This window comes from Chromobacterium rhizoryzae (assembly GCF_020544465.1).
Classification (GTDB): Bacteria; Pseudomonadota; Gammaproteobacteria; order Burkholderiales; family Chromobacteriaceae; genus Chromobacterium.
Genome location: NZ_CP066126.1, coordinates 2,869,405 through 2,892,169 on the forward strand (window position 1 = coordinate 2,869,405; position 22,765 = coordinate 2,892,169).

At 57.7% G+C, this 22,765-nt stretch carries 18 protein-coding genes; 7 read left to right on the top strand and 11 right to left on the bottom strand.

What is annotated here, in order from left to right; all coding sequences use genetic code 11:
* Window positions 1-169 precede the first annotated feature (169 nt).
* On the top strand, window positions 170-793 hold the full coding sequence (locus tag JC616_RS13030) for a hypothetical protein (protein WP_227103448.1): 624 nt from the start codon (window positions 170-172) through the stop codon (window positions 791-793).
* Window positions 794-1,186: 393 nt separating this feature from the next.
* Here the strand turns inward: JC616_RS13030 and JC616_RS13035 are convergent, their stop codons facing one another.
* Both JC616_RS13035 and JC616_RS13040 read right to left on the bottom strand, forming a co-directional pair.
* A complete protein-coding gene (locus JC616_RS13035; protein ID WP_227103450.1) occupies window positions 1,187-1,582 on the bottom strand; it encodes a hypothetical protein in 396 nt (131 codons plus the stop codon).
* Window positions 1,583-1,584: 2 nt separating this feature from the next.
* On the bottom strand, window positions 1,585-2,013 hold the full coding sequence (locus JC616_RS13040) for a CDI toxin immunity protein (protein ID WP_227103452.1): 429 nt from the start codon (window positions 2,011-2,013) through the stop codon (window positions 1,585-1,587).
* Between the two features lie 459 nt (window positions 2,014-2,472).
* Between JC616_RS13040 and JC616_RS13045 the strand changes: the two genes are divergently transcribed.
* Complete coding sequence (locus JC616_RS13045; protein ID WP_227103454.1) at window positions 2,473-3,132, top strand: BRO-N domain-containing protein; 660 nt, start codon at window positions 2,473-2,475, stop codon at window positions 3,130-3,132.
* Between the two features lie 186 nt (window positions 3,133-3,318).
* Here the strand turns inward: JC616_RS13045 and JC616_RS13050 are convergent, their stop codons facing one another.
* The 8 genes from JC616_RS13050 to JC616_RS13085 form a co-directional block, all read right to left on the bottom strand.
* Window positions 3,319-4,563: a peroxidase, FMP-type gene (locus JC616_RS13050; RefSeq protein ID WP_227103455.1), complete on the bottom strand. Its 1,245-nt coding sequence runs from the start codon at window positions 4,561-4,563 to the stop codon at window positions 3,319-3,321.
* A 599-nt stretch (window positions 4,564-5,162) separates the two neighbouring features.
* A complete protein-coding gene (locus JC616_RS13055; RefSeq protein ID WP_227103457.1) occupies window positions 5,163-5,624 on the bottom strand; it encodes a hypothetical protein in 462 nt (153 codons plus the stop codon).
* Window positions 5,625-5,683: 59 nt separating this feature from the next.
* Complete coding sequence (locus JC616_RS13060) at window positions 5,684-6,151, bottom strand: hypothetical protein (protein WP_227103459.1); 468 nt, start codon at window positions 6,149-6,151, stop codon at window positions 5,684-5,686.
* 56 nt (window positions 6,152-6,207) lie between these two features.
* On the bottom strand, window positions 6,208-6,678 hold the full coding sequence (locus JC616_RS13065) for a hypothetical protein (RefSeq protein WP_227103461.1): 471 nt from the start codon (window positions 6,676-6,678) through the stop codon (window positions 6,208-6,210).
* 88 nt (window positions 6,679-6,766) lie between these two features.
* Window positions 6,767-7,234, bottom strand: coding sequence for a hypothetical protein (locus tag JC616_RS13070; RefSeq protein WP_227103463.1), 468 nt, complete (start codon window positions 7,232-7,234; stop codon window positions 6,767-6,769).
* Complete coding sequence (locus JC616_RS13075) at window positions 7,219-8,067, bottom strand: hypothetical protein (protein ID WP_227103465.1); 849 nt, start codon at window positions 8,065-8,067, stop codon at window positions 7,219-7,221. Before JC616_RS13075 ends, JC616_RS13070 begins: the two co-directional genes overlap by 16 nt.
* Before the next feature lie 3 nt (window positions 8,068-8,070).
* Entirely contained in the window at window positions 8,071-8,640 is a 570-nt protein-coding gene (locus tag JC616_RS13080) for a PAAR domain-containing protein (RefSeq protein WP_227103467.1), read from the bottom strand.
* Between the two features lie 464 nt (window positions 8,641-9,104).
* On the bottom strand, window positions 9,105-12,458 hold the full coding sequence (locus tag JC616_RS13085) for an EAL domain-containing protein (protein ID WP_227103469.1): 3,354 nt from the start codon (window positions 12,456-12,458) through the stop codon (window positions 9,105-9,107).
* A 1,051-nt stretch (window positions 12,459-13,509) separates the two neighbouring features.
* Here JC616_RS13085 and licT point away from each other — a divergent pair.
* The 5 genes from licT to JC616_RS13110 all read left to right on the top strand — a co-directional run bounded on the left by licT (window position 13,510) and on the right by JC616_RS13110 (window position 19,626).
* Window positions 13,510-14,328, top strand: coding sequence for a BglG family transcription antiterminator LicT (gene licT, locus JC616_RS13090; protein WP_107801716.1), 819 nt, complete (start codon window positions 13,510-13,512; stop codon window positions 14,326-14,328).
* 154 nt (window positions 14,329-14,482) lie between these two features.
* The gene (locus JC616_RS13095; RefSeq protein WP_227103471.1) at window positions 14,483-16,336 is read left to right on the top strand and encodes a beta-glucoside-specific PTS transporter subunit IIABC; all 1,854 of its coding nucleotides are present in this window, start codon (window positions 14,483-14,485) and stop codon (window positions 16,334-16,336) included.
* A gap of 22 nt (window positions 16,337-16,358) precedes the next feature.
* Window positions 16,359-17,756: a glycoside hydrolase family 1 protein gene (locus tag JC616_RS13100; protein ID WP_227103473.1), complete on the top strand. Its 1,398-nt coding sequence runs from the start codon at window positions 16,359-16,361 to the stop codon at window positions 17,754-17,756.
* A 122-nt stretch (window positions 17,757-17,878) separates the two neighbouring features.
* Window positions 17,879-19,267 carry a carbohydrate porin gene (locus JC616_RS13105; RefSeq protein WP_227103475.1) on the top strand — a complete coding sequence of 463 codons (1,389 nt, stop codon included), beginning with the start codon at window positions 17,879-17,881 and terminating at the stop codon, window positions 19,265-19,267.
* Between the two features lie 50 nt (window positions 19,268-19,317).
* Entirely contained in the window at window positions 19,318-19,626 is a 309-nt protein-coding gene (locus JC616_RS13110) for a DUF1484 family protein (protein WP_227103477.1), read from the top strand.
* A 34-nt stretch (window positions 19,627-19,660) separates the two neighbouring features.
* On the opposite strand, the gene JC616_RS13115 is transcribed toward JC616_RS13110, so the two are convergent.
* On the bottom strand, window positions 19,661-22,759 hold the full coding sequence (locus JC616_RS13115) for a phospholipase D-like domain-containing protein (RefSeq protein ID WP_227103479.1): 3,099 nt from the start codon (window positions 22,757-22,759) through the stop codon (window positions 19,661-19,663).
* Between the last annotated feature and the right edge of the window lie 6 nt (window positions 22,760-22,765).

Here is a 22,765-nt window from a genome sequence, read left to right on the forward strand (position 1 = left end):
ACTTGCCCGAAAGGGAATTGATAAGTTAGTTCGGTTTCAATTCTCAAAAAGCCAACAAACCACCCTAATTCTTCTTGAACGTCAATGTCTACCTTGCGTAAAATGAAGATTTACCACCGGCTTATTTTCTTTACCCCAACAGCACAACCAATCAATAAATATTTTGTCCATGATGAAGCTAAAAACCATACTAATAATATTAACCGTTACATCCATAGCAGGCTGTGCAACCAACATATCAAACATGTACAGTGGCAATACTCGCCCCAACAGTGAAGTTGCAATTTACTCTCCGCTGAACAGAGCACACTTTAATGGTCCATCAATCACGACCACTCACATTGACGGTAAGATAATTAAGACATACTTTCCACCCGGCCATCCATTTGGACCTTATATCGGGATGCTGCCTGGAGAGAAAACCGTAAGAATTACATTTCAGGATTTTGACAATGTGATTCCCGCAATCATTGCGCCAAACCTAACCAACATGTCAATAAGAAACTTCCAAGGATACTATGATGTAACGTTTAAAGTAGTAGCAGGAAAATTTTACGCACCCATTTTTAATTACAACCTACCACAAGACAAAATGATGTCGGAAGTCTGCATCGCAGAGCTGGATCAAACCGCATCACTAAGTGAGACAAGGCATCCGCAAAAATATGCGGCATGCTCAAAGGCATCTATCCCTCCGACTGAGGAAAACATAAAAGTATGCCAAGAAATAAATACAAAGACTGGTACAGTAAAGCTATTTGAAGAAGCCTGCCAAGGTCTTATTAGCAAATAAATTAAAACCTAAAAGCCAGGTTGTCATTTACGCCAGCACGGTAGATTAGGCTGAGCTTGTAAAGCTTAACATTTACTGTGAAATTGCGGCAATCTATTGAAATAGCCGTTATATTTTGGAATCCGCTTCGCGGATAATATTTGGCATGCCGGTTCCGCCCAGCGGACGGGCAAGGGGATTGCGCGGCCAATCCCCTTGCAACCCCAGGCCGCCCCTAGAGCGCTGCGAAACCCCGTCTTTCAAACCAGACTCGGGGAGCCGCCGGAACTAGCGGGGCGCTACCGTCGCCCCGCGTCGAACAACCGGCAACTTAAAGCCCCGAGTCTGGCTTAAAGACCGGCTTGCGCTGAAGGGGATTGCTGGCAAATTGGTTCGATCGTCCTCCTAAGCTTATCATTCAGCATCCGTAGACCATAAATACTTCCCACAATCATCAACCCAGACTAAATCACCTTCTATCCAAGCATGTGTCTTTGACACTCCATCACTGTCGTATGGCAGTACAGTCAAAAATTGATCATCATCGAACTCATCATCATCAGGCCAGCAGCTCTCCATCATCTTAAGAACAAGATTAAAATCTTGAACAATCTCAGATCGACAGCCCCATTTAACTAGGTTTGAATCAAAAAATAAGCGTAAGATATAAAGAAATATTTCTCTTTTCTTTTCCATACTTAGGGCTGATTCAATCTGACACCAAACAGCAGCAACACCCATTCCATGGGCATTTTCGTGAAATTCATTAAGCTGCGATTTTAACCTCTCCCGCTCATGCACTAACAACACTCTCACACCTCTCCTACAGAGTCATGGCTAACCAAAAGTCCAGTTCCAAATGACGATGCTTCCATAATTGCCACTGTCTCGGATTGATAGATGTAATTTTTGAATCCAACAGCAAGAACATCATCAATACCGCTTATGATTTTTGAAATACACGAAGCTGGAATTTCCAAAATGGGAACAGCAGCATCATCCCAAAAAATATAAAGCCCCCCACTTTCCTTATTGAATTCACCCAACAGCTTCCTGGCCTCTCCTCTCATCGACAGGTACTCATCGCCGACTTGAAGACCACCAGACACTGAAAATATAAATTTCTTTTCAATATCAGAAAAAACAACTTCAGCATCGCTGGCATTTACAACCTTCGCATCACCACCCAAAGCTTGCAAACATTCGGCAAATAAAACTGACATAACCATCTCCAAAGCCAAGTTACTCTCCATTCTACCTGAGTGGATTGACCCCAAGCTGCCACACTGTTAGATTGCACACTGGTGCTCAACACACCTCTCCGTCAGCGGTTAGCCCGCGCCCGTAAGTCGTGGCTTTTTTGCGTCCATAGGTTTCCTGTCGTGCCGCTATCCTGGCACGTCCAAAGCTTATGGCCGGGTAGCGTGCAGCCATACAATACCCCGGCAACGGGGGAAATCTGCGGGCCGTCTGACGGCGGTGTTGAAGTGCCCGGCCGCCCCTCTCAACAGGGGGCGCTTTAGACAAAACCGTCAGGAGTCCATAACCATGGATGCTCGTCTTATATTTGTCGTCTCTATCTCCCCTCCCCTTATTTACTCTCCCCACCGCCTATCACATGCCTGCTTGCGACTGCGTGCCGCGTATCGCCATGCGTTTCTGGCAGCGCGGCTCCCACGTTTCATTGGGGAGGCTCGGCCATGAATGCCGCTATCAATCTGGAAGTGAATACCCCGCTACGGCTGGATTTCGCCAAGGATTTGGCCATGCGGGTGCTGCGACGGCCGGAGGGGTTCTGGTTTGTAGCAGCGGAGGTGGCTGCGTCCATGAAGCTGGAGGTGAAGGATTTTCAGCAGGCCTTGGGCGAGCCGCTGGGACAAGCCTTCTGCCTGACGGATGAGGCGGAACCGGTGTTGTGCCTGTCCGAAAGCGAGCTGGACGAGGTGCTCCGCCGTATCAAGAAGCCCGGTGCGCGGCGGCTGCGGCGCTGGTGGCTGGAGGAAACCCGCCCGGCCTTGCTGCATCAAGCCGGCGCGGCTGGCACCGCGGAAGCCCTGCACCTGGCGCTCGCCCTCGCCGCGGAGGCGGCGCAACAGGTCAGCCGCGCGGTGTTGGACACCGTTCTGCGCGAACCCGGCCCATGGCTGCATTCACGCTGGGTGCTGACACTGGATTACGCGCCCAGCAACAAGCAGCGCTGGCCGCAAGGCAGGCTGATCGGCCTGGATAGCAGCGTCTCCACGCTCAGCGGCATGGCGGAGCTGATCGCCCCGCCCGGCAAGATACCGGTCAGCAAGGCGGAACTGGTGAAGCTAGCCACCGCCTGCCAGTTGCGTTTGGCGGAGCGCATAGGCAGTTAGAGCGGCTCACAAAAGCCCTGATGCTGCGTTGCGCCGACTTGCCGTACTCAAGGTACTGTCTGCCTCGGCCCGCCTTGCCTCAGCCGTAAAACTGAGTTTTGTTAGCCACTCTTAGTCGGCTAATCGCGCAGCGTAATAAGAAACACCGCTTCACTATTGCGAAGCGGTGTTTTCATCAAAAGAGTCCTAGTAGTTTACATGCGACCTACCCGTCGGCTTCTTTCTCAAAGTATTGACTTGGATATGCGGCCAGCGCGTCACTTGCCCGTTGGAGCCGAACATGAACTCAAAAAACAGCACTTGCTCATATTGAAGCTGCAACACCTCACAGCCGTCGCTGTCTATCACCGTCTGTATCCATAAATTCAGATTCATTTCCGTAACATTGGCAAAGGTGCTCACAAAGGGCGTATTTAAAATCCCGCCTTGCGGCCCGCCATTGTGCTTGCTGCTGAGCTGAATCAGCGTGTATTTTTTGATGCGCTGGTCTTTGATCACATCACGCAACCGCAAATCAGGTCGCACGGAATACGGGTAGTTTGGATCAGCGACAATCCGTTGGAAATAAGTCAGATTGCTGTCCGGCTGGGTGGCCGGCAATGACTTGTCAAACGCCCAAGCCGGCGCGGGTTCATCCAGATTAAGCGGCGCGGCCGGCGCACCCTCCTGAACCGACAGCAGTGCGGCTGCGCCCATGCTGGGTGAAATGGCGAGCGGAGACCCAGCCAGGGGCACGGGGTTGGCAGCAACGGCAGCCGGCACCGTATTATTGTCTTGCGGCGGAGGAGTCGTTGGCCACGAGTTGCTAAAGGGCTGAGTCCAACAGTCGGTGCCGGTGGGATATTCCGGTTTGCCGGGAATGTCCGCCTGAAATCCGCCGGTGATCATCATCGCACTGCCATGGGGTATGGTCCCGCTACGCGCAATGGAATAAGGCGGCACATAATTTGGCCCGTTGGCGCCGGCGCCAATGGCAATCCCAGGGAAACCGTTATCAGAAATGACGGATTCCTCAGTAGCCGCATGGTTGTACATCGGGTTCATCCACAAATACATGCCATCTTCTTCGTGAATGCCCACGCCGTCACTGACGCGCTGTATGCTTTGATTGTATTTCACCGCGCCCGCAAACTGCTCATTGGTGCCGCCCCGATTCCGCACCCCGCCATCCACCAGGGAAAACGTGAGTTCTTCGGTATAGTTTTCACAGAGGAAGTGGAATATGCCGAAAATGGTTTCAGAATTTGTCCCTGGAGACGGCATACAGGTGGTATGCAAACCCCAGCCCAGATTTGTCTTGTCCGGATTGTAGTTAACCCATGTGCCTTCCAGCTGCTTCAGCACACCATAATCAGCCGGCTGATCCAGTACTTTATCCGAATATTCTGGATAGGGCGGAGCCGGCGTTTGAACCACATTGTTTTCAGGCATACACACCTCGCATGATCATTCATTTTGATAAAGGGCGGTGCAGCGAAAAGACGATAAAAGCCGTGTCAGCTTTACGGGACTTGCTGTACAAATAAAAACACGTCAATGAAAGACTGGTTTTCTAGCAAAATTTGTATTTGCATGACTGAAATATTCTGCAAATCTTCAGCCATAAAATGAAGTAAATTCCGCCATACAAAAATCCTAGCACTAGACATGACAATGTCAAGGCAAATTCTATTGATTATTTTATTATGAATAGAGAACGTCTAAGTTAGGCGAAATTTTCTGAAAAACCATCTTTGGAGAGAATGCGGTCATGGGGACGGTAGAACCGAAACCCAAGCACAGTGGAGGTGATATCGCCCTCCCGGGCGATTGTGGTACAGCCGCCGTCTTCCATCCGTACCTCGCTTTCGCCAAACAACAACAGCCCGTAAGCCACTCCTTGCCTATGGCTGGCACTTGCGAAGACTAGAAACGGGAAGGATGCAGCTGGAGCGATGAGTACGCCTATGCGGGGGACTGCGCGCATCGGTGTGATAGAAAACGGGGCACGGAACTGATTGGTGCAGGCTCTTCCACAGCAATCAATGAAGTTATGCCTGCACTGACAGGGTTAAGAATTTTCGTGGCTTGATGAAGTTCTTCAAGGGTCTATATTTAAAGTCCATCCACGAATAGCAAAGCCCTCCGCGCTCGCCAATCTTTATCAAGTACTTCTTAACGTTCTTGTATTTTTCAAAACAAAACCCATCGTTCCTCAGCTGATAGTTATCTATATGACCGGGATTACCCTCAAACCAAATTATATACATACAATCCAGAACTTTAAAATCGGCATCCAGCAGGTAAAAGGTATAATCATCACCTTCCCAATAGCTATTCTCCAGTACAACTAGATACCTATTATTTTCTGCTAAGCGATACTGTGCAAAGACAGTTTCACAATAAGTCCTCACCTCAGTTTTAGCGCCATCAAACAACAGGAAATAATATATATTTCCATCATTTGATGGCTTCTCATCTTTTAGCAAGCTGAAGTTTATTATCTCAGACACCACCTTGCCCTCCTTTACGCCTCACCCTACCACAACAATCGAAACCTTAAATAGCCGCATTACACTTCAGTTAGTGAAAAATATTTTTTCAGGCGAAGAAAATCAAAAAACGATCTACTCTTCAGGTCTCTTGCCGAATAAAAAAACCTTCCTACACGGTCAATTTTCAAGACATGTTTTTTCGCATTACCGGCTCTTTTGAAAGTGAACTCATCTCCGTCAAGCCTATGGTAAACGATAAATCTCTCTTCACAATCATCAGAAGCAAATTGTCGCACACAGTCTAAAATCGAGAAATCATAACCCAAGAGATAAAACTGATAATTAGTATCCTCCCAGGAGTCATTTTCCAACACAACAAAATAGCGCCCCTCCTCCAACTGATATTGGGCAAAAACAGCATTATAGTAAATAGACCTGATACCGACATCTTCTCCTTCACACAAAAGCACATACTCCACCTCTCCAGACTTGGAGAGATGGGCATTACGTTCTTCTATACTGAAATGATTTATTGTTACTGCCAATTTGAAAGCACCTCCTCCCAGACGACCAACTGAGCCCTGATTAAAAGAAACTATGCCTACCCTGTCAGGGTTAAGAATTTTCGTGGCCTGATGAAGTCAAGCAGGGCCCTATATTTGAAATCCCCTCCTGAATAACGAAACTCACCACCATCGCTAATCTTCAGCGCATATTTTTTATTGTTCAGAGATCTCTCAAAGCAAAACACACCATCATTCAGCTGATAGCTCTGTATAAACCCCCTATCCAATTCAGACCAATCCAGACACAAGCAATCCAAGACATGAATATTGGCGTCAAACAAATAAACAATATAATTTACAGCATCAAAACACTCATTTTCCAAAATAACAAAAAATCGCCCACCTTCGCCTAAACGATGCTGGATAAAGACAGTTTCACAATATGTTCTTACTCCTGCCCTATCGCCATCAAACAGTAGAAAGTAATAAGCATTCCCATCATTTGATGTTTTCTCATCTTTAAGCAAGCTGAAGTTAGTTATTGTATATTGCACTTTGCATGCCACTCTAGTTCCTCATCTAAAGCTATCCACTACACATTTCAGCAAATAGTCTAGCAGCAGCAACTCCCACACAGTTGCACTCAAGACAAAATCACGGCACTTCCATCAGCATCAAGTATTTTTTCAAACGAAGGAAATCAAAAAATGATCTACCCCTAAAGTCACTCATTGAATAAAAAAACCCACCTTTGCGGTCTATTTTCAAAACATACTTTTTGGAATTACCTGTTCTTTTGAAAGAAAATATTCCTTCTGAAAAATGCTTATCAGTCATAAATCCATCACACCCATAAGACTGAAATTGCTTCACACAATCCAAAGTCGAAAGACCTTTACCCAACAGATAAAAAGCATAGTTCACAATCTCAAAATGTTCATTCTTCAGCACGACAAAAAAACATCCGTCCATTAATTGATATTGAACGACAATATCGTGATAGTAGATAGATTTGATACCAGTGTCCGCTCCTTCATACAAAAGTGTATACTCAACATCTCTTGATTCAGAAAGGTAGACATCACGTTTAGCTATGCTGAAACCGTTTATTGCAGCTGCCAATTTGCAAACTCCTCCAATTCCTCATCTAGACTATCAACCACCGTTTCAGACAATGCTCCACCAGCAATACTACCCGCCAAAACTACCGCAATCGCACAAAATGGAGCACCTGGACCGCAAATAGTAGAAACCGCCAGTCCAGCAGCCGCTCCCCCTAGCACACCCCCACTAATGATAGCACCCTGCCTTACAGCTTCTTTCTTCTTGTTCTCTGCCTCTGCTATTGAATAAGTCGCTAGTGTTGCGGTCACTACCCAGCCCACCTTCCCCATAACTTTTAATTTCTTTGCGACTCCATCAAACCCATCATTTGTTCGAGCCGAAGAGTTAATAATCTTATAATAAATACTTGTTTTTTTCGAGCGAGTCAATTTTTCAAAATCCTTACCATACATATCCTTGGCGTATTTATCTAGCAACTCCCTCTCACTCACCCCCTTGGGCTTATGCTTTTCCGCTAAGGCAACTCCTTGCCTTGAAGTCACCGCTCGGTGCTCCAGCATGATTTTGTTACGCATTTGGATGGAAAAGCTCATACCATCTTTTGCCGTTATGTTACCGGCACTCACTTCATCAAGCACTGCCTGTCCCATGCGGTGAATATTATTCTGATAAGAAATCCGTACATTCCCATCATTAATAGCATCCGTCGCAAAGCGCGCCGCAGCAGCTTCAAGAGCTTCAATGCTTTTCTTGAGAGGCGACTCCAGTTCATGCCGCAGATTAACCTGATAGTAACCTCGGTACTCGATCTTATATTCGGGGACGCTGGCCCCGCTGGTGGTGGAAGTGCCAGCACTGCGGCTTCTGCCATAGGTCACGGAATCAGTCATGTCTCAGCCCTCAATCAGATTAATGAATTGGTTAAAGAGGCATTCGCCATTATCTTCGTCATCCGGAATTTCCACATGGACACCCGCCACCTCGGCCATGGAGTCAATCCGCAAGCAGCTGGCCTGGTCAAACGTCATGTCTTTGGAACTGCCGTCGTTGAAGTTGATCGTGCAGGCCAAGCCTTGGTAGTTCTCCTGGGCGGGCAAAGCGAACTCGATCCAGTTCGGGCCTTGCGCCAGCATGGGCGCTCCCGCCGCAATCATCGCGCTCAGCGGCCCCGGCACCCTCTTGGCTGCGCCAGGGTCGGTATCTACCGTGGCTTGAGACTGGGAGGCAATCAGGACTGCGCCGCAGGAAGTGAGCATCCCTTCCACCGCCACATTCTTGCCCATGAAGATGACGTTTTGCGCCCCGGCCACGATGACGAACTCTGTCTTGCACTGCGGACAGTAGCCACGGTGGCCGATGCCGGATGCGTTCTTGCCATAGATATTGAAGTTGGGGAATGACTCCAGCACGGTGCCGCCATGTGAAGTGGTATCGCCCTCCCGGACGATTGCGCGCGCAGCCATAGTTTTCCTTTCCATTCAAGAAAGTAGCTTCCGGCACGCCACGGGCATTCTCGGCAATTATTCTTAAGATATCAACTAAACGAAGTCCCCTGCTCCGATTTGTCCATACGGAGGCAACCGAACCTAGCGGCTCCGCCGCTGTATAGGTTCGTCTGGCTGCGCCCTCGTCGTACCCGCAAGAAGGCCAAGCCTGACGGCTGCCGTAGTAGATTGCGGTCTTGCAACCTTGTCGCGCGCCGGGTCAAGCCTCTCCCGGCCGGCGCCAAAGTTGACCAGGAGGCCGCAATAACGCCTTTCCCTCCGCACTCCGCTGCGTATGCCTCGTCCATGGGATATGCCGGGCCGCCGGTCATCAAAGCATTGCGGGGCCTCAGCCAGCGCTTGCTCGCGCAACAGGAGCAAAACCCCTTGCCGCAGCTAGCCGTCCAAGCAAAGCGGCTTGCGGCACAGGAGGCTTTCCCACGTTATGGCGCCCGGAATGTGGTGGTCCAGGCGGCGAACTGCTCAGCCGGCATCGGCGCGGCAATAAAATACCCCTGAGCATAGTCGCAGCCCAGCTCACGCAGGCTCTGCCAGTCAGCGGCGGACTCCACTCCCTCCGCCACCACCAGCCGTCCCAGATGGTGGACAAGTTCGATGGTGGATTTCACGATCATGGCGGAGTCTTTGTCCTGCGACATATTCATCACAAAAGACTGATCAATCTTGATGTAATCCACCGGCAGTTTTTGCAGATAGCTCAACGACGAGTAGCCGGTGCCAAAATCATCCACATACAGTGCGACACCAGCGCATCGCAGTTCATGCAACAAGGCCAGCGCCAGCTCCGGGTCCAGCATCACGGAGCTTTCCGTGATTTCCAGCTCCAGCAAGCCGGTGCGAATCGAACGCTGTTCCTGCCAAAGCCGCAGCTTGTCCGGCAAGGCGTCGTCTTGCAGATTGCGCACCGATAAATTGACCGCGATGGGCAGCATCAGCCGCTGCCTCTGCCAGGCTTGCAGAAGCTCCAGCGTTGCCGTAATGACCCACTCGGTCAGCGGGTGGATAAGCCCGGACCGCTCAGCGATATCAATGAAGGCGCTGGGCCCCAACAAGCCGTGCTGCGGATGCTGCCAGCGCACCAAGGCCTCGGCGCCGCAGATCCGGCCATCGGCCAGGCTGACCTTGGGCTGCAGGTATAGCCGCAGCTCGCCCTGCGCTATGGCATGGCGGAGTTCTCTGGCCAGCGTCAGCCGCTCCGCCTGCGTCTCGCCCTTGCCCGGTTCGTACAGGCAATAAGCCACCCCTCGCTGCTTGGCCTGCTGTGCGGCCTTGCCCATATGACGCAACAAATCGTGTACGTTCCCCCCATGTTGAGGGAACAGCGCGATTCCCACTCTTGCAGCAACGTCCAGGGTCAGCCCCGCCACTTCAAAAGCGGTGGTCATCGTCCAGGTGACCGCCGTGACCAGCACCAAGGCCTCTTGCGCGTCGGCGCCGGGGAGCAAGACCGCAAATTCGTCGCCTCGCACGCGCGCGGCCAACGCGGCGGCGGGCAGGCAAGCCCTCAGGCGAGCGCCAAACTCACGCAATACCTGGTCGCCCTGCGCAAAGCCGAGCACCTCGTTGATTTCCCCCAGCCGCTCGATATTGAACTGCAGCACGGCCAGCATGCGGCCCTCCTGGCTGGCGTGCACAACGGCCAGCGTCAATGCCTCTTCAAACTGCAACATATTGGGCAGGCCGGTCAGTTGATCATGGCGCAGCATTTGCTGCATGGCTGCGCGGGCCTGCTCTCGTTCCCGCTGCGCACGCAAGGAGCCGATGCCGAACGCGAGATCGGCGCTGGCCTCAATCAGCAAATCAATCTCGTCGTCGTCAAAGGTATCCGCCTGCTTGTCGTAAATGGTCAGGGCGCCGATCACGCGGCCGTCCACCCGCAACGGGCAGGCCAGGCCGGATGCCGCCCCATACATCAAGGCCCGCAGCGCCCCATACCGGCTGTCGTTCTGCATGTCGCGCGCCAGTTGCACCTTGCCGGTACGCACGGCAGTCGGCGTGATGCTGATGCCGCCGGCGGCATCGGCTCTGCCCAGGACAATGCCTTTCAGTTCGTCCAGCCCGCCGGCAAAGCCGCATTGAGCCATCGGCTGTAGCTCTTGCGCCTCTCCGTCGCCATACCAGATCACCGCCGTGTCGTAACCGCCGGCCTCAACAATGGCCCGGCAGCTGCTGTCCAGCAACTCCTGCTCGTCCTTGGCGCGCAACATGGCGCGGTTGCCAGCGCTGAGGGTACGCAAGGCGCGGGAAACATGCTCCAGCTCGCGCACTTGCTGAGACAGTTCGTTGTTGAGCAGCTGGATATGCTCCTCTGCCGCCTTGCGCTCGGTGACGTCGATGCCCAGCACGTAATAACCGATCACCTCCTCCTGCTCATTGCGTTTGGGCACATAGCGTATGTTTTGCCAAACCCCTGGAAAAGGCTGCCAGTCATAGTCCAGCGGCTCGCCTGCCAGCGCCTTGTCAATGCGCGGACAGGCTATGTCGTAACGCTCTTCCCCCAGAATTTCCTTCACGGCGCAGCCGGTGATGTTCACGCGCTCTGGCGCAAAGCGCTGCCGGTACTGTTCGTTGACATACACATAGAGGCGATCGGCATTGACATAGGCAATCAGCACCGGCACTGCGCTGAGGATGGCGTCCAGATGCGCCTCGCTTTCCACCAAGCGCAAGGACCGGTCCTGCACTCTCTCGGTAAGCAGGGCATTCTGCGCCAGTATGGTCAGCCGGGCATCCCGTTCCGCGGTGGAGTCATGGAATACGACCACCACGCCGTTCAGTTGACCGCCGCTGGCGATAATCGGGGCCACGGTGTAGCTGATCGGGCACTGCCGGCCGTCGCGCGCCACCAGTTCCCCATGCCAGGACTCCGGCATGTGCAAGGCCTGAGTCACCATTCTTGTGCCGCACGCCAATAAATCGATAGCCCGGTCGTCTTTATCCCGCCGCACGGTCAATATCTGTGACAGGGGCACGCCGACGGCCTCGGCGGCAGGCCAACCCGTGAGCAACTCGGCCACCCGGTTGCAACGGGTAATCAAGCCAGCCGCATTGACGGAAACAACCGCGTCCCCAATCGAATGCAGCGTGGCGGCCAGGCTTTCCTCGCTGGACGCCAATGCCTCCCGGCTGGCCTTGAGCGCCCGCCATTGCCGCCGCACCATGAAAAAAGTCCCGGCCAGCAGCAGGTAAAGCGTGATGCCGCTCAGGCCGTTCCACCATAGCTGCCACTGCTGTGAGCGCTCATAATCGATCTGCCTCCGTTCCAACACGTGGTGCTCTTCCCGGTCCATTTCGTCCAGCAAGCGATATACCTGTGTGCGGGAGGCGCGTAGCGGCGCTTGCGTCGCATAGGCGCTGGCTGCGGTTCCGCCCTGCTGGCGATACAAGCGCTCAACCTCACGGGAGATTGCCAATCGCTGATTGACGACTCTGCGCAGAGCCATCCAACGCTTAAGCTGTTCCGGGCTATCGCCGACTCGCACACGAAGCTGCGCCAGCAAGCGCTCGCGTGCGTCAATTGCCCTGTCGCGCTCCTTTAAATTGGATTCATCGCCTGTCAGACGATAGTTCTGAGTGCTCATTTCCACTTGCGTGGTATCGCCGCGGATATGCGCCAACTGGTCCATGACCAGAACGCTGTTCGCCAGCCAGTGCGCGGCTTGACTGGCGTTGTCGACAACCTTCCAGATGGAAAGCGACAGCGCCGCTACAAACAACATGGCAACGGCAATGGCGACTCGCAACTTGGCTTCAAATCGGTCTGGCAAAATGTCCACCCCGGCGTGCTGACCCCAATCAATATCCTATATAGATAGTAAATTCCGCCACGGTAGAACAAGGCATTAACCAAGGGTTTGGTCTTGAGGCCCCACAAACTCCAGTCCGCTCCCCCTTGAAAATTCCAACTTGATGAACCACGACGCATCCTTTGAAGGATGACAATCAAGAAACCCTCCTCTCCTCCGCCATTGGCTTGACGCCCCACCCCCGCCTCAGTACCCTGTGCCTCGCGCTGCGCCCAATACGCTGCGTAGGGCTGGCAAGCCCAGAAATGTATGATCGCAGACTCTTTTGTGTCCGCTTTGGCACAACTACGTCTGCTGCCACGCTGTACCCATTCGGGTAGGCCGTGGCAGGGAGCTCCTTGTGGGCTGCCGGTCCTTGATCATACATACCGGTCTTGCCACCTTGTCACGTGCCTGTCCATGCCTCTCCGGGCAGGCTCTAAAGCTGACTAGGAGACCGCAATGACCCCTTCCCATCCGCACTCCGCTTTCGCCAAACCACCGCCTGATCCACAGAGCCAAACCCTGGCCGCCTGCGCCCTGGCCTTGAACTGCCTCGCCACCCTGCGTCACGCGCTTGACGCCTTCCAATCCCACGCCGCACAGTCACATCAACCCCGTTTGCAGCATCTGGCCTGCGCCGCCACCGCGGTGCTGGACAATTGCGCCAGCCAGTTGCACAGTCTTTGCCCCGACGCCGTTCCCTGCCCGCGGAACGACAGGTTTCCAACACTGACTTGGAGACCGCAATGACGCCTTCCCTCTCTTTCGCCACTGCCGCTAAACCGCCCCCGGCTGCCCGCTCTGTCAGACGCCCGCATCAGTCGGCGTTGAATTGTCATATTTTTAACAAATTAAGTTGTCATTCCTACCATCCTATGGTCTTATGCGTTGATGACAGCTGGGACCAAAGCCGTGACAGGGTTCCCGCGTCGTCAAACCGGATGTATGTGCTCAAGGATTGTTACTGCGCAAGCAGGCAAAACCTGATGACTTGGCTGAGGCCAAGCCGTCAGGTTTTTTTGTTTTCAGGGTGTGCGCTATGAAAATCAGCAAAATCTTGAACAACAACGCGGCCCTCGTGTTGGACGAACACCAGCATGAGTTGGTGGCCATGGGCTGCGGCCTGGGGTTCCAAAAGCGCCCGGGAGACGCGCTGGACCCGGCCCGGATCGAAAAACTCTTCGCCTTGCAAAACCATGAGCTGACATCCCGCTTGAGCGAAGTCTTGAGCGGCATCCCCGCGGAGGTGATGGCGGTGTGCGCCGATATCCTCAGCCTGGCGAAAAAGCAATTGGGCAAACTGCCCGAGGAGGTGTATCTGGCGCTGCTGGATCACTGCCATTTCGCGATTGAACGCCAGCGCCAGGGCATTGCCCTCCACAACGCGCTGCAATGGGAAATGCGCAGGCTCTACCCAAGAGAGTTCGCCCTTGGCCAGCAAGCGCTGATGCTGATTGAGCAGCGCCTGGGTCTGAGCCTGCCGGAAGATGAAGCGGGGTTCATCGCCTGGCATTTGACCAATGCCCAAATATCAACCGAGGCTCTCGGGATGCAAGCCATTTCCCAATTGATGCAGCAGATACTCCGGATTGTCACCTACCAGCAAGGGCGTGAGCTTGACGAGCAAATGCTGAACTACCACCGCTTCATTGCCCACCTGAAGTTTTTTGCGCAACGCGTGTTGTCGCAGCAGACATTGCCTGTTGGAGACGCCTCCTTGCATGCGGCGGTGAAGGCAAGCTACCCGCAGGCGTGGCGCAGCGCGGAAAGCGTTAGAGGCTTTATTTGGGAGCAGTACCAGAAGGAACTTGAGTTGGACGAGATGATGTTCCTCGCCATTCACATCAGCCGCCTGTAAGCCTGATCTTTACTCGCCGGCGGCTTTGAGCCGCAGAGACATCAATAGGGTTGTTACTGTCTAGAACAGGCAAAACCTGACCACGCCGCCCCCATTGCGGGCGGGCGCGGTCAGGTTTTTTTTTGAGCGTTCGCTCGCCATAGGGAGGAGAACAATGGACATACTCGCCAAGCTGATCGTCGCGGGAGTGGGCGGCAAGGACAATATTCTGAGCCTGGTGCACTGCGCCACCCGTCTGCGCTTCAAATTGCGCAACCCAGGGCTGGCCCATGCCGAAAGCTTGAACAGCCTGCCCGACGTTCTCATTGCGCTGGAGAGCGGCGGGCAATTCCAGGTGGTGATCGGCAACCGGGTGGCGGAGGTCTATGCCGAGATACAGCCGCTGATGGGTGCCCAGGAGGACGCCGATAAGGAAGAAAAGGATGGGCTGTTCAATCGTTTTATCAGCCTGGTATCGGCCATCTTCATGCCCGTCCTGGGCATTCTTACCGCCTCCGGTGTTTTAAAAGGGCTGCTGGCTCTGTTCGTGGCTTGCGCTTGGCTGAGCAAGAGCAGCGGCACTTATTTACTCTTGTTCACCGCCAGCGACGCCTTGTTTTATTTCCTGCCGATGGCGCTGGGCTATACCGCCGGCAAAAAATTTGGCGGTAATCCTCTGTTCACCATGGCGATTGGCGGCGCCTTGGTGCATCCACAAGCGCTCCGTGCTTTTGAGGCCGCCAAAGACCCGGGGACGGCGGCTTTGGATTTTCTCGGCCTGCCCGTGACCTTGATGAATTACAGCTCCTCGGTGATGCCCATCCTGTTTGCGGCCTGGGTCAGTTGCCAAGTCGAGCGTAGGCTCCGTCCACGCCTGCATGACTCGGTGCGCAACATCCTGACGCCCCTGGCCTGCCTGATCCTGGTTGTGCCGCTCACCTTCATTCTGATAGGACCGCTGGCCACTTGGGCCAGCCAAACACTGGCGGGCGGCATTCAGGTCTTGTACGGCTTCATGCCCATGCTTGCGGGCGCCGCCTTGGGCGCGGGCTGGCAGGTCTTGGTGATCTTCGGCCTGCACTGGGGCTTCATCCCGCTGTTCTACAACAATCTGAGCGCGCTGGGCTACGACACCTTGACGCCCATGTTGATCCCCGCTGTTTTAGGGCAGGCTGGCGCAGCCTTTGGGGTGATGCTGCGCAGCCGCGACGCCAAAAAACGCGCCCTGGCCGGCTCGGCGGTCACGTCCGGCCTGTTCGGCATTACCGAACCGGCCATCTATGCCATCAATTTGCCGGCCAAACGCCCTTTCATCTTCGGCTGCGTGGGAGGCTCGCTAGGCGGCCTGTTTGTCGGCTATGTGCAGGCAAAAAAATACTCGATGGGTCTGGCCAGCATTTTTTCCTTTGCTCAACTCATTCCCGACAGCGGCATCGACTATACGGTTTGGGGAGCGATTGCCGGCAGCCTGCTGGCGGCGAGTCTCGCCGCGCTGCTCACTTTCTTCTTCGGCCAGCCCAAGGCCGAGGCGGCGGCCGCCGCGACGACAGAGCCTCCAACCGCGGTCGATGCCGCATCGTCTTATCAAGTCCTTTCCCCGATTCATGGCCAGCCCCAGGCGCTCAACACGGTACCGGACCCCGCCTTCGCCAGCGGCGTGCTGGGCAAGGGCGTGGCTATCTTGCCGCACAGCGGTCGGGTGGTGGCGCCGTTTGGCGGCCGGGTCAAATCCCTATTCCACTCTTGCCACGCCCTGGCGCTCGTCGCCGACGACGGCACCGAAATGCTGATCCATATCGGCATCAACACCGTCAAGCTCGATGGCCGCCACTTCAACGCCCATGTCCGGACTGGCGACGCCATCACGGCGGGCGATCTGCTGTTGGAGTTTGACCGCGCCGCCATTGCCGAGGCCGGCTTCGACATGACCAGCTTGGTGCTGATCAGCAACCCCGGCTGCCCGCAAGTGCAGCCTCTCACCATGGCCGAGGTGGCGGAGTTGGCGCCTCTGCTGGCCGTCAGCCGTTAACCACCGCATCAGGAGATGAGAGATGACATTGTTTCCCGCTGATTTTCTATGGGGCGGCGCTTTGGCCGCCAATCAGGCTGAAGGCGCTTACCTGGCCGACGGCAAAGGCCTGTCCACCTCGGATGTGCTGCCGCAAGGGGTGTTTGGCCCCATCGCCCAGCGCGTGGCCGGCGACAGCGGCCTCAAGGACCAGGCCATAGACTTTTATCACCGCTATCCGGAGGACATCGCTCTGTTCGCCGAGATGGGTTTTAGCTGCCTGCGCGTGTCCATCGCCTGGAGCCGCATCTTTCCCCAAGGCGACGAGGACGCGCCCAACGAGGCCGGGCTGGCGTTTTATGATCGCCTGTTCGACGAAATGGCCAAGCACGGGATTCAACCCTTGGTCACGCTGTCGCACTTCGAAATGCCCTATGCGCTGACCCAGCGACACGGCGGCTGGGCCAGCCGCCAGACCATCGCCTTTTTTGAGCATTACGCCCGCACCGTATTCGCCCGCTATCGCGACAAGGTCAAATACTGGCTGACCTTCAATGAGATCAATATGGCGCTGCACGCGCCGTTTACCGGTGTTGGCCTGCCGCCGGACAGCGGCAAGCAAGCGATTTACCAAGCCATTCACCACCAACTGGTGGCTAGCGCCCGCACCGTCAAAGCCTGCCATGAACTGATACCGGGCGCCCGGATCGGCAATATGTTGTTGGGAGGCGTTCGTTACCCGCTCACGTGCCGGCCGGAAGACGTGCAGGAAGCTTTGCGGCAAAACCGAAAGTGGCTGTTCTTTGGCGATGTGCAGGCAAGAGGCGCTTATCCGGCCTATATGCAGCGCTTCTTCCGCGAGGCAGGCATCGCGTTGGATATCCGCGCTGCCGACCTTGACGACCTGCGCGCCACCGTGGATTTCATCTCCTTCAGCTACTACATGTCCGGCTGCGCCTCAGCCGATCCCACAGTGGGCCAACAGGCAAACGGCGTGCTGGGCATGGTGCCCAACCCTCACCTGCCCAGTTCGGAATGGGGCTGGCAGATCGACCCGCAGGGCCTGCGCTACTTGCTCAATCTGCTTTACGACCGCTACCAGAAGCCGCTGTTCATCGTGGAGAACGGCCTGGGCGCGCGCGACGAGGTGACGCCGGACGGCCGCATCCACGACCCCTACCGCATCCAATACCTCAACGATCACCTGCTGCAAGCGGCCGAGGCCCTGGACGACGGCGTGGAACTCCTTGGCTACACCAGTTGGGGGCCTATTGATCTGGTCAGCGCCTCCAAGGCGGAGATGTCCAAACGCTACGGCTTCATCCACGTCGATCTGGACGACCAAGGCCAAGGCAGCCTGGAGCGTAGGCGCAAGGACAGCTTTTACTGGTATCGAGACGTGATACGCAGCCGGGGACAAACGCTTAAGCCGGCCGGCTAATCGCAGAAACGGGAACATTCGCGGCCCGCCAACAGCGGGCCAAGCCATAGCAGGCGCTGCCATAGGCCAGGAGCGGGCTTTGCCCGCGCCTAGGCAGCCGCCGGAAAGATCAGGAGACAAACATGCCTACCTTGTTCTCTACCGCCCCGCGTCGCGGTCCCTTGGCTTTGGCGCTGAGCTTAGGGGTATTGCTAAGCCCCGATGTCATTCAAGCCGAAAGCCAAAACCCGGCCTGGAACGGCACGGTTCTGGGCTTCGAACCGCAGGCCGGCGACTTGCTCAGCACCGATACCGGTATTCGCAACCGGCTGGAACAATATGGTTTTCGTTATCGCCTGGCCCACGTCAGCCAAACCGCCTACAACGCCAAAGGCGGTTACAACAAGGACAAGAAAGCCGAATACATCGACCAGTTTTCGCTGACCTTCAGCCAAAGCCTGGAGGCGCTGACCGGCATGCCCGATGCCGCGATCGAGGGCAATATCGTCAACCGCAATCATGACAACAATCTGACCAGCACGCGGCTGCAAGACCCACGCGTCGGTTTCAACGATCTGGCGCAGGAAAGCTGGGGCGGCCAGTCCATTACCCGGCTGGGCTGGCTGACCTTCCGTCGCAGCTTTCTCGACGGCAGATTGCAGTGGCGGATAGGACTGATGAACAAGGTGCAGGACTTCGACCAGATCATTCCCTGCGATTTCCAGACCTTGAATCTGTGCGGAGGAAAATCCGCCGGCTCGCGCACTTGGTACAACTGGAACGTGCACTACTGGGGCACAAGCTTACAGTACCGGCTCACTCCGGAAGTCACCCTGAAAACCGGCCTGCTGGAACAGAACCCGCAAGCGCCATCACGCAGCCACGCCTGGAGCGTATCCACCGACGGCAGCCGCGGCATCCTGCTGCCGCTGGAAGCGGAATGGAAAACCCGCCATTTTGGCCTGCCAGGCATTTACATGCTGGGATTGCTCTATACCAATGCCAAGCAACGCGACTTCTACGCCGGAGCATCCGGAGGCGCGGGAACGGACGACCCCGCGGGGTATCGGCACTACCGCAATACTTGGTATCTGTACACCGGCTTCAATCAACAGCTGACTCGCCGCCTTGAAACAGCCAACCGCGGGCTCAGCCTCTCCTGGAGCTTGGGCGTGGCCGATCAACGCAGCAACGCCCGGTCCTATGCCAGCTCCTTGTCCTTACGCTATCGCGGACCATTTGATGCCCGGCCAAATGACTGGCTGGCCTTGGGCGTATCCAAATTTCAGGCCAGCCCCAACTGGCGCCGCAGCCAGAACCTGCTGAATCAGCGAGCCGGCGTCAGCGACTATCAGGACCCGCTTTACGCGCCGCTGCCGGAATCCTCGGTCAACGCCGAATTGATCTACCGCTACCAGGTCTGGCCCTGGCTGGAGTTGCAACCCGGACTCCAATACTGGGTGCGGCCGGGAGGGCTGGTTCAGACGCCCAATGCCTGGGTCGTGGGCCTAAAAACCACCCTCAACTTCTGATATCGCCAATCTTCTTGAGTTTTTCAGAGGGGTCAAACCTAAGGAATGCCATGACAACGACCTTGCCCGCCATGGAGCAATTAAGGCGCTTGAACCAGAACCTGAGCAATACACAGGACCAGAGCGCCTTGCCGCAGCTTGGCCGGCAACTGGCCCGGCAATGCGAAGAGATGGACGCCCGTCTGACGCAGGGCCTGATCGACATCCGAGCCGCCCATCTCGGCCTGCAGGCCATCCTGACCCTGCTGCAGCGCCGCGACGAGCCCTTGCTGTGGAGCAGCGAGGAAGCCGCGGCGCTGCTGGAGCCGCTGCAACAGCGCCTGAGCCAGGGCTTAAGCCGCATCAACCGCCTGGTCTAGCCCGCCTGGCCTCCCTGCCGGCGGCCGGCGGGCCTCAGGTGCCGCTCTCGCTCAACAGCCCCGCCAGGGTCAGCAGCCCGGACGCGCCGGTGGCGCCGTTGGGATCGGCGACATCCTCGCTCTGCGGGATGACCGACGCATCCGTCGGGCCCAGCCACAGCGGGGCCAGCCGGCTGAGGCCGCCTTGCATCAGCAGATCCGAGATCAGATCAAAGGCCGCGGCGGGCGATTGCAGGCGCAGCCATTCCGAGGCCGGCAGCCCCGCCGCGTCCGTTGGGCTCACCTGCAGCTTGGCCGCCATCAGTTGCCGGCGGAAGGCGCTCACCTTGCGGCTGTAACCGCCGGCGATGTCCCGATCGAACGAGGCCACCGCCATGCTGCCGTCGAAGGTCATGCCGCGGCGCCGAAAATGGGTGGCGCCGCTCAGGCACCAGACGTCGTCGACAATGACGGTGGTGGTGCGCAGCTGCGCCCAGCGGCCGGGGAAGCCGCGCGGGTGGAACACCGCCACGCGCGCCGCGCCGGCGCTTTGCAGGATGTCCACGGCGTCCTTGCGCTGGGCGATCGCCCTGCGCACAAAGGGCGCGTACGCGGGCGCGAAGTCCGTCTCGCGCGGCAGGCAGACAATCACTTTCAGATTGGGGTTGGCCGCCATCCGGTCCGCTATCTTTTGCGCAAGGTCTATCTCATAGGCGGCGGGCGGGCCGCTGGGCCGCGCGGTGCGGGCGAAACCGGCGGTCTCGATGTAGATCAGTTCATCGGCCTCGCCGATGGCGCGGGTCAGCGCCCAGAGCGAATCGCGGTTGCCGTGCTTGGAGACGAAGAATTCGCGCCGCACCGCGTTGATCAGCCGGTCTTCGTTGGAGATGGTGATGGACGGCGCGCTGCCCAGCCCCAAGGCGGCGGCCAGCTGGTTGAGCAGGTTCTGGAAGGTGATAGGCGAGGACGAGCCCAGCGGGTTGTCGTCGGGCAGCAAGGACAGCTCCGGCGTTTCGCATACCGCGCACACCGTTTCCAGCGCCACGCCCGAGGAGCTGCCGGGCGTGGCCGCCGGCGCGGCGGCGGGCGGGTTGAAGTTGTTGCCGCCGGACATGGCGATCCAGCCCGGCGTGCTGTCTCCGGGCAAGGGAAAGATGGGCTGGACGCGGCGCAGCGCGTGCTGGGCCAGGTCGTAAGCCAGCGCGCCGGTGACGCGCACGCCCGGCGCATGGGTGTCCGGGCCGGCGGGGTTGCCGGGGTTGGCGTTGGCGTGGTCCGCCGATCGGCTTTCGCGCGCCCAGCGGCCGCCGCTGAGCACCGCGTCCCAGTCCAGCCCCGCCGATACGTTGGCGCTGGGGACGCCGGTGACGACGATCGCGTCGAAGCGCGCCATGGTGGGCATGCGCGGCCCTTGGCGCGGCTGGGTTTCGGACATCAGCGCGCGCGCCAGGTCCGCCGCGGTGGCCGGGGAGCCGCCCGGCGGCGTCACGGTGCGCGGCAGGCCGAAGAGCGGCACCGGGCAGATGGATTTGATGTTGTCCGGCCAGGCCGCCAGCGGGTCTCCGGCGGCGAAGGGGTCGGCCGGCGCGGCCGCCGGCCCGGCGGCGATGACGGCGCGCTGCGCCGCCCACATGCGCCGCCGCCCGGTGCGCGGCGCGATCACCAGGTCATAGACCAGGGTGCCGGGGCTGGGCAGCGGGTCCCCGGGCTTCAGGCCAAACGGGTTGCGCACCAGCACCTGCACCGGGCTGCCCGCCGCGGCGATCGCCGCGCCGCCGTCCGCGCGCAGGAAGGAGAGCTCCTCGCCTATGGCCTGGATCAGCTGGAAGCGCTGCGCGAAAACGCGCACGGTGGCGCCGCTGGGCGCGAAATCGGCCGGGATGGCCACCACCACGTCGTTGGTTCCGGACCAGGCGGCGGTGACGCCGGCTGGCGGCGCCATGCCCGCGCCAAAGCCGGCATTGGTGTTGGGGCCGGGAAAAGCCGGCCAGTGCGCGCCCGCGCCCGGCGCGGCGGCGGTGCCCACGCCGGATTCAAAGGTGGGCGACACGGCGAACATCAGCGCGCCGGCGCCGGCCCCCATCATGCGTCCCGCCGTCTGAGACGCCGCGGCCAACATGTCCGGGCCGTCCGCCAGGTAATCCACGGTTACGCCGTCCCTGACCTGGGGCTGCAGGTCCGCCGGTATTTTCTGGTCGTCCGCGGGGATGCCGTTGACCGCGGAGGCGGTGCGGTTGCCGCGCAAATGCCAATCCAGGTCCACGGCGAAGGCGCGGACGAACTGGCGCGCCAGCGTCACGCCCGCCGGCAGATTGGGCACGGTGAGCGGTCCGGCCGACATGGTGCCGCCGCCGGCCCAGCCCAGGCGCAGCCTGGCCGCCGCGCCGGCTCCCGTGCCCGCCAGTTGCTGGCCGGCGCTCATGGCCACCAGCCCTGCCGCGCCCAGCGCCGTGGACGAGCCGCCGCCGGACGCCTGCCTTTCCACGCCGGGGCCGCCGCCCACCGCTGAAAACGCGCGCCCGTGCAACGTGGCCACCTGGGCGAGCACGCCGCCGGCCAGGCCGGCAATGCTGCGCACCCCGCCCGCCGCCGCGGGCGATACCGCGCCGGCGCTGATATCCAGCGCGGGAAACGCCGTTTGCAGATCGTCCAGCATGGCGGCCACCGCGACGGGGTCGACGATGAGTCCGCGCGCATCGTGAAAACTCAGCGCCGCGCCCGCGGCCCCGGCCGGCAGGTCATCGCCCGGATCGTAGCTGTGCGGCGAGACGTTGTCCGTCAGGCCGCGGACAATCAGGGTATGCGGCACGGCGCGCACCTGGGGCTGCCCGGGCGCGGCGTAACGGCCGGCGGCCAGCGTCTCCAGCCGCGCCGCCGCCTGCGGATGCAGGCGCAGCGCCGCGCCGGCCCCGCTCAGGGGCGCGCCGTCCGCCGCGCGGAACGCGGCCAGGCTGTCCAGGTATTCAAGAATGCCGCGCCACGGCGCTTTGGGCGCGCCGGCAAAGGCGAGCGTGAGCGCCGCGCCGTCAAACGCGGGGTTGGCCCCGCCCCAGCGAGGCCCCAGCCGCAGCGCGGTCAGCCCCAGCGCGTCCAGTCCGTGGTCCTTGAGCGCCTGCGCGGCGCCCGCCGGCGTCAACGTGAAAACCGTCACCATGGCGCG

Bases quoted from the DNA above. Each gene is read 5' to 3' on its own strand.
- JC616_RS13030 (WP_227103448.1), top strand. From the start codon at position 170: ATGATGAAGCTAAAAACCATACTAATAATATTAACCGTTACATCCATA.
- JC616_RS13045 (WP_227103454.1), top strand. From the start codon at position 2,473: ATGAATGCCGCTATCAATCTGGAAGTGAATACCCCGCTACGGCTGGAT.
- JC616_RS13050 (WP_227103455.1), bottom strand. From the start codon at position 4,563: ATGCCTGAAAACAATGTGGTTCAAACGCCGGCTCCGCCCTATCCAGAA.
- JC616_RS13075 (WP_227103465.1), bottom strand. From the start codon at position 8,067: ATGACTGATTCCGTGACCTATGGCAGAAGCCGCAGTGCTGGCACTTCC.
- JC616_RS13080 (WP_227103467.1), bottom strand. From the start codon at position 8,640: ATGGCTGCGCGCGCAATCGTCCGGGAGGGCGATACCACTTCACATGGC.
- licT (WP_107801716.1), top strand. From the start codon at position 13,510: ATGAAAATCAGCAAAATCTTGAACAACAACGCGGCCCTCGTGTTGGAC.
- JC616_RS13095 (WP_227103471.1), top strand. From the start codon at position 14,483: ATGGACATACTCGCCAAGCTGATCGTCGCGGGAGTGGGCGGCAAGGAC.
- JC616_RS13100 (WP_227103473.1), top strand. From the start codon at position 16,359: ATGACATTGTTTCCCGCTGATTTTCTATGGGGCGGCGCTTTGGCCGCC.
- JC616_RS13105 (WP_227103475.1), top strand. From the start codon at position 17,879: ATGCCTACCTTGTTCTCTACCGCCCCGCGTCGCGGTCCCTTGGCTTTG.
- JC616_RS13110 (WP_227103477.1), top strand. From the start codon at position 19,318: ATGACAACGACCTTGCCCGCCATGGAGCAATTAAGGCGCTTGAACCAG.
- JC616_RS13115 (WP_227103479.1), bottom strand. From the start codon at position 22,759: ATGGTGACGGTTTTCACGTTGACGCCGGCGGGCGCCGCGCAGGCGCTC.